General features: G+C 63.7%; 11 protein-coding genes and 5 tRNA genes. 9 read left to right on the forward strand and 7 right to left on the reverse strand.

Features of this window, described 5'->3' with window-relative positions:
• Nucleotides 1–59: 59 nt before the first annotated feature.
• Nucleotides 60–422: a VanZ family protein gene (locus U8L64_RS04330; RefSeq protein WP_333394315.1), complete on the forward strand. Its 363-nt coding sequence runs from the start codon at nt 60–62 to the stop codon at nt 420–422.
• A 259-nt stretch (nt 423–681) separates the two neighbouring features.
• On the opposite strand, the gene U8L64_RS04335 is transcribed toward U8L64_RS04330, so the two are convergent.
• Both U8L64_RS04335 and U8L64_RS04340 read right to left on the reverse strand, forming a co-directional pair.
• Nucleotides 682–757, reverse strand: a tRNA-Asn gene (locus U8L64_RS04335).
• A gap of 101 nt (nt 758–858) precedes the next feature.
• A complete protein-coding gene (locus tag U8L64_RS04340; protein ID WP_234302687.1) occupies nt 859–2,055 on the reverse strand; it encodes an amino acid aminotransferase in 1,197 nt (398 codons plus the stop codon).
• 209 nt (nt 2,056–2,264) lie between these two features.
• Between U8L64_RS04340 and uvrB the strand changes: the two genes are divergently transcribed.
• From uvrB to dinB, 8 genes are all read left to right on the forward strand, one after another.
• Complete coding sequence (gene uvrB / locus U8L64_RS04345; RefSeq protein WP_043299175.1) at nt 2,265–4,280, forward strand: excinuclease ABC subunit UvrB; 2,016 nt, start codon at nt 2,265–2,267, stop codon at nt 4,278–4,280.
• Nucleotides 4,281–4,382: 102 nt separating this feature from the next.
• Complete coding sequence (gene gltX / locus U8L64_RS04350; protein WP_333394322.1) at nt 4,383–5,864, forward strand: glutamate--tRNA ligase; 1,482 nt, start codon at nt 4,383–4,385, stop codon at nt 5,862–5,864.
• 178 nt (nt 5,865–6,042) lie between these two features.
• Nucleotides 6,043–6,118, forward strand: a tRNA-Ala gene (locus tag U8L64_RS04355).
• A gap of 50 nt (nt 6,119–6,168) precedes the next feature.
• Nucleotides 6,169–6,244 (forward strand) — tRNA-Glu (locus U8L64_RS04360).
• Between the two features lie 50 nt (nt 6,245–6,294).
• Nucleotides 6,295–6,370: transfer RNA gene (locus U8L64_RS04365), tRNA-Ala, on the forward strand.
• 45 nt (nt 6,371–6,415) lie between these two features.
• A tRNA-Glu gene (locus tag U8L64_RS04370) sits at nt 6,416–6,491 on the forward strand.
• 213 nt (nt 6,492–6,704) lie between these two features.
• Complete coding sequence (locus U8L64_RS04375; RefSeq protein WP_043299178.1) at nt 6,705–7,154, forward strand: acyl-CoA thioesterase; 450 nt, start codon at nt 6,705–6,707, stop codon at nt 7,152–7,154.
• 89 nt (nt 7,155–7,243) lie between these two features.
• Nucleotides 7,244–8,308, forward strand: a complete 1,065-nt coding sequence (gene dinB, locus U8L64_RS04380; RefSeq protein WP_054095172.1) for a DNA polymerase IV — start codon at nt 7,244–7,246, stop codon at nt 8,306–8,308.
• Between the two features lie 206 nt (nt 8,309–8,514).
• Here dinB and U8L64_RS04385 read toward each other — a convergent pair whose 3' ends face one another.
• From U8L64_RS04385 to U8L64_RS04405, 5 genes are all read right to left on the reverse strand, one after another.
• Complete coding sequence (locus U8L64_RS04385; RefSeq protein WP_043299179.1) at nt 8,515–8,922, reverse strand: META domain-containing protein; 408 nt, start codon at nt 8,920–8,922, stop codon at nt 8,515–8,517.
• Complete coding sequence (locus U8L64_RS04390) at nt 8,919–9,353, reverse strand: hypothetical protein (RefSeq protein ID WP_054095158.1); 435 nt, start codon at nt 9,351–9,353, stop codon at nt 8,919–8,921. Before U8L64_RS04390 ends, U8L64_RS04385 begins: the two co-directional genes overlap by 4 nt.
• Before the next feature lie 77 nt (nt 9,354–9,430).
• Nucleotides 9,431–10,237 (reverse strand): dienelactone hydrolase family protein, encoded by an 807-nt coding sequence (locus U8L64_RS04395; protein WP_333394330.1) that lies wholly within the window; start codon nt 10,235–10,237, stop codon nt 9,431–9,433.
• 131 nt (nt 10,238–10,368) lie between these two features.
• Nucleotides 10,369–10,965: a cytochrome c3 family protein gene (locus U8L64_RS04400; protein ID WP_054095156.1), complete on the reverse strand. Its 597-nt coding sequence runs from the start codon at nt 10,963–10,965 to the stop codon at nt 10,369–10,371.
• Between the two features lie 10 nt (nt 10,966–10,975).
• On the reverse strand, nt 10,976–11,464 hold the full coding sequence (locus U8L64_RS04405) for a nitrate reductase cytochrome c-type subunit (protein ID WP_054095155.1): 489 nt from the start codon (nt 11,462–11,464) through the stop codon (nt 10,976–10,978).
• Nucleotides 11,465–11,467: the final 3 nt, after the last annotated feature.

Raw genomic sequence — 11,467 nt, forward strand, 5'->3', positions numbered from 1 at the left:
CGTTGATGGCAGGATGGACGAACCGACCACGGTCTTGATCAAGAGGGCTTCCCTGTTCCATGTCGTACTTGCGTGTGTTGCCTTTTTTGATTGTGCTGGCGGTGGTGCTGGCAAGTGGGTTGCGACCGGAACCGGTACCGCAGTTGTTTGACCAGCAGGACAAGCTGCATCACCTGCTCGGGTTTGCCGCGCTGGCCTTCACACTGCGCCTGGCGTTTGCCCGGCTTTCGTTTCTGTGGGGCTTCGGTTTCGCAGTCGCCGCGGCGTTGCTGATCGAGTTGGCGCAGAGCCTGCTTCCGCATCGCATGGCGTCACGCTGGGACATGCTGGCCAACGTGCTGGGCGTGCTGCTGGGGTGGGGGTGCTCGTTGCTAGTACAGGGCTGGCTGCGCCTGCGCGCTGAACAGCCGCTCATAGAGTGACGAGGGGCGGTTCGCGGCGGGTGTGCGGGAGTTTGCAGGGCCGCAGCCCGTGGTGCGATTTCGGCAGGCACAAAAAAGCCCGGTTTTAACCGAGGCTTTCGAACTTAGCTCCGCGACCTGGACTCGACTGCGCCAGCAGAACGCGCTTCAGCGCGGCCCCGAAGGGGTGAGGCCGTAGGCCGAATAACCTGGGACGCAGTCCCTGGTGAGAGTCCGGCGGCCACAAAAAAGCCCCGGTTCTAACCGAGGCTTTCGAATTTGGCTCCGCGACCTGGACTCGAACCAGGGACCCAATGATTAACAGTCATTTGCTCTACCGACTGAGCTATCGCGGAACAACGGTGCGTATCCTACTGTTTGGAAAGGAGAAGTCAACCCCTCCGGGTTGCCTCTCAACGCCATGGGCAGGCCAGGTGGTGCCTGCCCATGGCGACCTTCACAGAACCTGAACGATGGCGTCGGTGACGATATCCAGATTGTTGCGGTTCAGTGCGGCGGCGCAGATGCGGCCGGTGCTGATGGCGTAGACGCCGAAGTCGGCGCGCAGGCGTTCGACCTGCTCCGCCGTGAGTCCCGAATAGGAGAACATCCCGCGCTGGGCGGCGACGAAACTGAAGTCGATCTTCGCGCCCTTGGCAGCCAATTGCTTGACCATGCCGAGGCGCATCTCGCGGATACGCTCGCGCATCTCGGCCAGCTCGGCTTCCCACATGGCGCGCAGCTCCGGACTGTTGAGCACCGAGGCGACGATGGTTGCGCCGTGGGTTGGCGGGTTGGAGTAATTGGTGCGGATCACACGCTTGACCTGCGACAGCACACGCGCCGACTCCTCGCGGTTCTGGGTGACCATCGACAGCGCACCGACCCGCTCGCCATACAGCGAGAAGGATTTGGAGAACGAGCTGGACACGAAGAAGGTCATGCCCGAGGCGGCGAACAGGCGCACGGCCGCGGCATCTTCCTCGATGCTGTCGCCGAAGCCCTGATAGGCGATGTCGAGGAACGGGATGTGTCCGCGCGCCTGAAGCACGTCGAGAATCTGTTTCCAGTCCTCCAGCGTGAGATCGACGCCGGTCGGGTTGTGGCAGCAGGCGTGCAGCACCACGATGGAACGCGCCGGCAGGCTCTGCAGGTCGGCGAGCAGGCCGTCACGGTCGATACCGTGGGTGGCGGCGTCGTAGTAACGGTAGTTCTGCACCAGGAAACCAGCGGATTCGAACAGTGCGCGATGGTTTTCCCAGCTCGGATTGCTGATCGCCACGGTGGCGTCGGGCAGCAGTCGCTTGAGGAAGTCGGCGCCGACCTTCAGTGCGCCGGTGCCGCCCAGGGCTTGGGCCGTGACCACGCGACCCTCGGCGAGGAGTGCCGAATCGTTGCCGAACAGCAGTTTCTGTACTGCCGAGTCATAGGCGGCAATGCCTTCGATTGGCAGATAACCACGCGGTGCATGTGCGGCGATGCGTGCCTGTTCGGCCTCGGCGACGGCGCGCAGCAGCGGAATGCGGCCTTCTTCGTTGTAATAGACACCGACACCGAGGTTGACCTTGTTCTGCCGCGTGTCGGCATTGAAGGCTTCATTGAGGCCGAGGATGGGATCACGCGGCGCCATTTCGACAGCAGAGAACAAACTCATGGTGAGGGGGCTCGAAAGACAAGAGTGGCGGAAACATCGACCCCCGCGCTGGCGCGCAGGGGGATGCGCAAACGGGGCGGTAGTATAGCGGTCACTCCGGCAGCCTGCGATATGCTTAAGTGGTTTTCTGCCCCGCGCGGCTCGTGCTCCGACAGCCTGTTGGCGGGGTGCGAATCCTGGGATCACGCATGTTTTTTCAGAGGGGCGAGATGTCCAAGTTCGAGTTGGTCACGCGATTCAAGCCGGCTGGCGATCAGCCGGAGGCCATCCGCCTGATGGTCGAGGGTATCGAGGCTGGGCTGTCGCATCAGACGCTGCTGGGGGTGACCGGTTCGGGCAAGACCTTCAGCATCGCTAATGTCATCGCCCAGGTGCAGCGCCCGACGATGGTGCTGGCGCCAAACAAGACGCTGGCGGCCCAGCTGTATGGCGAATTCAAAGCGTTCTTCCCGAACAATGCGGTGGAGTACTTCGTTTCCTATTACGACTACTACCAGCCCGAAGCCTATGTGCCCTCGTCGGATACCTTCATCGAGAAAGACGCCTCGATCAACGACCATATCGAGCAGATGCGCCTGTCGGCGACCAAGGCGCTGCTGGAGCGACCGGACGCGATCATCGTCACTACCGTCTCCTGCATCTACGGCCTCGGCGATCCGCAGTCCTACCTGAAAATGGTGCTGCACGTCGATCGTGGCGATCGCCTCGACCAGCGCGAGCTGTTGCGCCGGCTGACTGGCTTGCAGTACACGCGCAACGACATGGATTTCGCCCGCGCGACTTTCCGTGTGCGCGGTGACGTGATCGACGTGTTTCCGGCCGAATCGGAGCTCGAGGCGGTGCGCATCGAGCTGTTCGACGACGAAGTGGAGAGCCTGTCGGCGTTCGATCCGCTGACCGGCGAGGTGATCCGCAAGCTGCCGCGCTTTACCTTCTACCCCAAGAGCCACTATGTGACCCCGCGCGAGACGCTGCTCGGTGCCATCGACAAGATCAAGGACGAGCTGCGCGAGCGGCTCGACTACCTGCGCGGACAGAACAAGCTGGTGGAGGCGCAGCGCCTGGAGCAGCGCACGCGCTTCGATCTGGAAATGATCATGGAGCTGGGCTACTGCAACGGCATCGAAAACTACTCGCGCTACCTCTCCGGGCGCGAGGCGGGCGAGCCGCCACCGACGCTGTTCGACTACCTGCCGCCCAATGCGCTGCTGGTGATCGACGAGTCGCACGTCTCGGTGCCGCAGGTCGGCGCGATGTACAAGGGCGACCGTTCGCGCAAGGAAACCCTGGTGGAGTACGGCTTCCGCCTGCCATCGGCGCTGGACAACCGACCGATGCGCTTCGACGAGTGGGAGGCGATCTGTCCGCAGACCATCTTCGTTTCCGCCACGCCTGGCCCATACGAGGCCGAGCATGCAGGCCGCGTGGTCGAGCAGGTGGTGCGGCCGACCGGTCTGGTCGATCCGCAGATCGAGGTGCGCCCGGCGCTGACCCAGGTCGACGACCTGCTGTCGGAAATCCGCAAGTGCGTCGCCAAGGAAGAGCGCGTGCTCGTCACCACGCTGACCAAGCGCATGGCCGAGGACCTCACCGATTACCTCGGCGACCATGACGTGCGCGTCCGCTATCTGCATTCGGACATCGATACCGTGGAGCGCGTAGAAATCATCCGCGACCTACGCCTGGGCACTTTCGATGTGCTGGTGGGTATCAACCTGCTGCGCGAGGGGCTGGATATGCCGGAAGTCTCGCTGGTGGCCGTGCTCGACGCCGACAAGGAAGGCTTCCTGCGCTCCGAGCGTTCGCTGATCCAGACCATCGGCCGCGCCGCGCGCAACCTCAACGGTCGCGCCATTCTCTACGCCGACAACATCACCGGCTCGATGCAGCGCGCCATCGACGAAACCGAGCGGCGCCGGGCCAAGCAGATCGCCTTCAACGAAGCTCACGGCATCGTGCCCAAGGGCGTGAAGAAGGATGTGCAGGACATTCTCGAAGGCGCCACCGTGCCCGGATCGCGCAGCCGCAAACGGCGCAGCGAGGCCAAGGCCGCGGAGGAAAGCGCGCGCTACGAGAACGAGCTGCGCTCGCCGAGCGAGATCACCAAGCGCATCCGCCAGCTGGAAGAAAAGATGCTGCTGCTGGCGCGCGATCTGGAATTCGAGGCTGCGGCGGAGGCCCGCGACGAGATTCACAAGTTGCGCGAGCGCCTGCTGCAGGTGTAGCCGCCGCGCCGTGCTGCCAGGGGCGAACTGGAGCAGCCGGCGCCGCGCCTGCTAACATTCGCGTCTTCGATTTTTCCGTCCGTCCTTCGTTCGAGAGCTTCCATGACCACGGTCCGCACCCGCATCGCGCCATCTCCGACCGGCGATCCCCACGTCGGCACTGCCTATATCGCGCTGTTCAACCTGTGCTTCGCGCGGCAGCACGGCGGCCAGTTCATCCTGCGCATCGAGGACACCGATCAGGTACGTTCGACCCGCGAGTCCGAGCAGCAGATCTATGACGCGCTGCGCTGGCTGGGTATCGAGTGGGACGAGGGGCCGGACGTCGGCGGTCCGCACGGTCCGTACCGGCAGAGCGAGCGGGGCGCGATCTACAAGCAGTATTCGGACGAGTTGGTCGCCAAGGGCCACGCCTTCCCGTGCTTCTGCTCCGCCGAGCGTCTGGATGCGGTGCGCGCCGAGCAGATGGCCAACAAGGAAACCCCGCGCTACGACGGTCACTGTATGCACATTGCGCCGGAAGAGGCGCAGCGTCGCGTGGCCGCCGGCGAATCGCACGTGGTTCGCATGAAGGTGCCGAGCGATGGCGTCTGCGTGGTCAAGGATATGCTGCGCGGCGAAGTGGAGATCGGCTGGGACCGCATCGACATGCAGGTGCTGATGAAGGCCGACGGCCTACCCACTTACTTTCTCGCCAACGTGGTGGATGACCATCTGATGGGCATCACCCACGTGCTGCGCGGCGAAGAGTGGCTACCGTCCGCGCCCAAGCTGCTCAAGCTGTACGAGTACTTCGGTTGGGAAGCGCCGGTGAACTGCTACATGCCGCTGCTGCGCAATCCGGACAAGAGCAAGCTTTCCAAGCGCAAGAACCCCACCTCGATCACCTTCTACCAGCGCATGGGTTTCCTGCCGCAGGCGATGCTCAACTACCTGGGCCGCATGGGCTGGTCGATGCCCGACGAGCGCGAGAAGTTCACCCTGCGGGAGATGATCGAGCACTTCGATATCCTGCGCGTATCCCTCGGCGGGCCGATCTTCGATTTGGAAAAACTCTCCTGGCTGAACGGCCAGTGGCTGCGCGAGCTGCCGGTGGAGCGCTTCGCCGAAGAAGTGCAGAAGTGGGCGTTCAATCCCGCGTATCTGATGAAGATCGCACCGCACGTGCAGCAGCGCGTGGAGACCTTCAGTCAGATCGCACCGCTGGCCGGTTTCTTCTTTTCCGGCGCGCTGAGCCTCGATAGCGCGTTGTTCGCGCATAAGAAACTGGATGAAGCCCAGGTGCGTCAGGTGCTGCAGTTGATCCTCTGGAAGCTGGAGGCGCTACGGCATTGGGAGAAGGAGCGCATCACCGGCTGTATCACGCAGGTCGCCGAGCACCTCGGTCTCAAGCTGCGCGATGTGATGCCGTTGATGTTCGCGGCGATTACCGGGCAGGCGAGTTCGGTGTCGGTGCTCGATGCCATGGAAATCATCGGGCCGGATCTGACCCGCTTCCGGCTGCGCAATGCGTTGGAGCTGCTTGGCGGCGCGTCGAAGAAAGAAGCCAAAGAGTGGGAGAAGCTGCTCGCGGTGATCGGCTGATCGCCCCGCAGATCGAGGCCGCGCCCCGTTACGCGGGCGCGGCATGCGAGGGCGGCGGCATGGCGCCATTCGTCGGCGTTAAGTATTTGTTCCTGTTGCCAAAAACTTCGAGGTCGCGGTCGAAAATAATGTTGACACTGCCTAGGTGCGCCCCTAATATGCGCCCCGTCCTCGAGATGGGGCTATAGCTCAGCTGGGAGAGCGCTTGCATGGCATGCAAGAGGTCGACGGTTCGATCCCGTCTAGCTCCACCAATCTCGATTGCCACGCCGGTCATTTGATCGGTCGCCTTTGAAGGGCTTGCGTCCCCTTCGTCTAGTGGCCTAGGACACCGCCCTTTCACGGCGGTAACAGGGGTTCGAGTCCCCTAGGGGACGCCATTTTTCAGCTGCTGCACGATGTGTAGCGCACGTCGCGAGACGCTAAATCCGGGGCTATAGCTCAGCTGGGAGAGCGCTTGCATGGCATGCAAGAGGTCGACGGTTCGATCCCGTCTAGCTCCACCAATTCCACGCGCTTCGGCAAATTTGCCGGATCGTATCGAAGGTTTCGTCCCCTTCGTCTAGTGGCCTAGGACACCGCCCTTTCACGGCGGTAACAGGGGTTCGAGTCCCCTAGGGGACGCCATTTTATTGCCCGTCTTGGGCTTCAAGGGGTCATTCCATCATGGAGTGGCCCTTTTGTTTTTTGGCGTCGAAAAAACTCCGTCCCGTCTCTGCGTCATTTTTCTGCATACTTCGGCGTTCTGAATGGCAGGGCATAGCGGTGCCTTGCTAGGGGTGACAGCGGGGCTCGGCTGGTTTTTCATGCACACTGCGGCGTTAACGCAAGGGGAACATCATGGGGTGGGATCTGGCGGATGCGTTCGTCATCGAGCTGGATGTCGGCGCCGAACATATCGACGAACTCGGTCATGCCAACAATGCGGTCTACGTGTCGTGGTTGGAAAGCTGCGCCTGGCAGCATTCGCGTAGCCTGGGGCTCGGCCTGGAAGACTACCGCCGGCTGAATCGCGCAATGGCGGTGCTGCGCCATGAGATTGATTATCTGGCCGCCGCGTATCAGGGCGATCATCTGTGCTTGGCAACCTGGATCGTCGAGTCCGATCAGCGGTTGAAGATGAAGCGGCATTTCCAGCTCGTACGGCTGGCGGACGGGGTGACGCTGCTGCGCGCGCAGACTACGTTCGTGTGCATCGAGATGTCCACTGGCAAGCCAAAGCGCATGCCGGCGGAGTTCATCCAAGGCTATGGCCGCGCGTTGATCGAACCCTATCCGCTCGGGCTCTGACCGGAAGCAGGCTCGCCCAGTCACGGTGTTGCTCGTATGATGCAGCGCCGACCGTGGTGGTCGCTTCCTTCGTCGGTAACTTCGCTGCCGTGAGCCAGAGCAAGTCCCGCAAGATCATCCATATCGATTGCGATTGCTTCTATGCCGCGATCGAGATGCGTGACGACCCGGCATTGGCCAATCGGCCGCTGGCGGTCGGCGGTGCCGCCGATCGGCGCGGAGTCATCGCGACGTGCAACTACGAGGCGCGCGCCTACGGCGTGCGCTCGGCGATGGCTTCGGCGCATGCGCTAAAGCTCTGTCCCGACCTGCTCATTCTGCGCCCGCGGATGGATGCCTACCGGGAGGCCTCGCGGGAAATCCATACGATCTTTCGTACCTATACCGACCTGATCGAGCCGCTGTCACTGGACGAGGCGTATCTAGACGTATCGGCCTGTGAGCATTTCTCCGGCAGTGCCACGCGCATTGCTCAGGACATTCGCCGTCGCGTCTGGCAGCAGCTGCGCATCACCGTCTCGGCCGGCGTGGCGCCGAACAAGTTCCTGGCCAAGATCGCCAGCGACTGGAACAAGCCTGATGGGCTGTTCGTGATCACGCCGGGCGAGGTGGAAGATTTCGTCAGGGAGCTGCCAGTCAATCGTCTGCACGGCGTCGGCCGGGTGACTGCCGAGAAGCTCGCCCGACTAGGCATTCGCAGCTGCGGCGATCTGCTTGCCTGGGACAAGCTGCAGCTGGTGCGTGAGTTCGGCGCCTTCGGCGAGCGGCTGTGGCACCTCGCTCGGGGGATCGATGAACGCCCCGTGCAGGTGGAAAGCCGACGGCAATCGGTCAGCGTCGAGCAGACCTACGATCAGGACCTGCCGGATCTCGCCGCCTGCCGTGCACAGCTGCCCGAACTGCTGGCGCAGCTCGAGCGACGGATGGCGCGGCTGGACAGCGGCTACCGGGCGGGTAAACCGTTCGTCAAACTTAAGTTCCACGACTTCACTCAAACCACCCTGGAGCAGGCCGGCGCCGGCCTGGCGCTGGAGGATTACGCCGATCTGCTTGCCGGCGCATTCGCCCGCGGGGCGCGGCCGGTTCGGCTGATCGGCGTCGGGGTGCGGCTGATCGATCTGCGCGCGGGCTTCGAACAGTTGAAACTGTTCTGACCGTCATTGCGGTCGCGGCGGCGAATTAAAGGGGGGATTGCCCGGCCTGCCTGTACCGAGGTCCCCGAAACTGTCTGAGGACGTTCTGCACAGTCTGTGCCAGCAGGTTGAGCGCGGCGTGGAGCGGGCGTTCAGGTCGACGCGAGCGCGTTGGCGCGCGCGAGGTTGGTGCGCAGACCGGCTGATCTGCGCGGTTTTGGCACAGCTCAGCCTTGTTCGGGCCAGAAACGTACCGCGGTGCCGTCACTGGGCCACAGGCGCAGCTGGTCGATGTTAGAGACATCCCAGCGTTCTACGCGCGAGAGGACGTCGAGGAAGTGCTGTTCCTGCTCCATGATCTCTTCGGCGCATAGCTTGCGCGTGCTGCCCAGATTGCTGAAGCGAATCCGCTGACCGTCGAGTTCATAGCTGCCGAACCAGTGGTTGCAGCCGGCATTGCCGTACGCGCGACCGTCGCTGAGCGTGAGTGAGACGGGCGTGCGTCCGATCACCGGGTCGTCGCCGATCCATTCGGCGATGTAGGTGACGTCCTTCTGCAGCTTCAAGGGCTCGACGGCGCAGCCCGCGAGACCCACGGCGAGCAGGGTAGCGGTAAGGGTGTGCGAAACGTTCATTTGGCCTCCTGGCAGTTCGAGCAAAAATGGCCGCCGTCCCGTTCGCGCCAACCGAGCTCGACGATGCGCGCCTGCGCCGCCGGTGCGCGCGCCGACTCGCCGAGCGCGGCGTCCACGGCGAATTCGAAGTCGAGACGTTTGCCGCAGCCGTCGCAATCGACCTGCCAGTTGAGGATCGCCAGCTCGCGGAACACTGGGCCGCGGCAGACCGCTACCCATTGCCCGGGCGGGCTGATCAGGTGGCGGACTTTGTCCACGGTCAGGCGTTGCGACAGATCGCGGCTGCCCTTGAGTGTGACGATCAGTACGTCGCCAGTGCGGATCGAGCCACCGTTGCCGGTGACCTGGTAGCGGCCCGGCGCCAGGGCGCGGCATTCAGTGAGGGTGTGCGCGGGATTGAGCAGGGTGTAGCGGAAGTCGTGTTCGGCCATGACTCGGGATCGGCAAGAGAATCAGGCGGCCATGCTACCACGTCGCCCCGCCGCGCCGGGCGGTGGGGCGAGCGGGGTCATTGCGCTGTGGCGGCTTGCGCGGTACCGAAGGTCTGCTCGAAGAAGCGCTGCATGTCCGCCCAGGAGCGTTCGTCCGCAGCCTTCTGGTAGGCCACGTCGAGGCCGTCTTTCTGGTGCGTGTCGGCAGCCGGGTTGCTGAAGCCGTGCTTCGCGCCGGGCAAGCTGACGAACTGGTAGTCGGCGCCGGCCTTGACCATTTCCACGTTCAGCGCGGCGATGTCATCGGTGCTGATCATGCTGTCCTCGCTGCCATGCTCGACCAGCACGCGCGCCTTGATGCTGCCCGGTACGGCGCGGGTCTCGGTGGCGAGCGCGCCGTGGAAGCTGACCACGCCTTCCAGCGGTACGCCCTGGCGTGCCATGTCCAACACCACCTTGCCGCCGAAGCAGTAGCCGATGGCGCCGAGCTTGGCGGTGTCGGTCTGCGGTTGCGCCTTGAGCAGGTCGAGCCCGGCGACGAAGCGGTTCCGGGCGACGTCGGCATCCTTCAGTGCGGCCTGCATGAAGGCCATCGCGTCCTTGGGGTGTTCGGTGTTCTTGCCCTCGCCGTACATGTCGATGGCCAGAGCGCTGTAGCCGAGTTCGGCGAGATCGCGCGCGCGGCGCTTGGCGTAGTCGTTGAGCCCCCACCATTCATGCACCACCACGATGCCCGGCCGCGGGCCGTCAATGGCGTCGTCATAGGCGAAGTAGCCCTTCATCTGCGTGCCGTCGGCGGCGGTGTAGGGGATTTCCTGGGTCTGGACCGCGGCGTTGGCGGTGAGGCTGGCGACCATGAGCAGGCCGAACAGGCTATGGCGCATCGGGGACTCCTTGACGGGCGAGCGGATGGGCAATGGGTGGTGTGTCACAAGAATAGCGGCTGTTGGACTGACTGCGGGCGCAACGGTTCGGCAGGCACCAGGCCGTAGCCTGGAACCTGCGCGTCGTGCGCTTACCAGCCCGGTACGCCGTGCATGTCCGGCAGTTTGTGGGCGATGCCCTTGTGGCAGTCGATGCAGGTGGCCTCGCCGCTGGCCAGCGCGGTGGAGTGGAACTTGGCGGCGCGCGGGCTCTGACGGGTGAAGTCCATGTAATCGAAGTCGTGGCAGTTGCGGCACTCCAGCGAATCGTTGGCCTTCAGCCGCGCCCACTCGTGCTCGGCCAGCTCGCGGCGCTTGTCGAGGAACTTCTCGCGGGTGCTGATGGTGCCGAAGATCTTGCCCCAGACCTCCTTGGACGCTTGCATCTTGCGCGCGATCTTGTCGGTCCATTCATGCGGCACGTGGCAGTCCGGACAGGTCGCGCGCACGCCGGAGCGGTTGCTGTAGTGGATGGTGTCCTTGATCTCCACGTAGACATTGTCTTCCATCTCGTGACAGGAGATGCAGAAGGCCTCGGTGTTGGTGGCTTCCAGCGCGGTGTTGAAGCCGCCCCAGAACACGATGCCGGCGATGAACCCGCCGAGCACCAGCGCGCCCAGGCTGTAATGCACGCTCGGGCGGCGCAGGACGGTCCAGTAGCGCTTGAGAAACGGCAGTATCGACTTCATCGGCGGGCCCTCACGGTGTGTTGCCGGGTTGCGAGGTTTCCCGGTACAGCAGTTCGTCGATGTTCTTGAACTCGTTCTCCACCAGCGGCTTCACGTCCTGCTGCGGTACGTGGCACTGCGTGCAGAAGTAGCGCCGTGGCGCCACGGCGGCCAGGGTCTGTGCGTCGCGGTCGGTGTAGTGGGTGATGCTGATCATCGGCGACTGAGTGCGCGCGCTGTTCTCCCGGCTGTGGCAGGACAGGCATTTGTTGGCGTTCTTGTCGACGTGATAGCCGCGAATGGTATGCGGGATGGTCGGTGGCTGCTCAGGGTAGTTGCGCTCGCGGCGCAGGTCCTTGTTCTCCTCGTCGTGCAAGGGCGGCGGGGTGAACTCCTGGGTCAGCGTCCCGCCGGGACGACGCCCGTCCGGCGCGGGGGCGTCCAGCGGATAATTGGTTTCGGCGGCGATGGCCAGGCCGAACACCGCGAGCAGGCTCAGCGGCAGAAAACGGAATTTCATGGC

Origin of the sequence: Pseudomonas sp. FIP_A4, assembly GCF_036701605.1 — a bacterium.
GTDB lineage: Bacteria > Pseudomonadota > Gammaproteobacteria > Pseudomonadales > Pseudomonadaceae > Stutzerimonas > Stutzerimonas phenolilytica.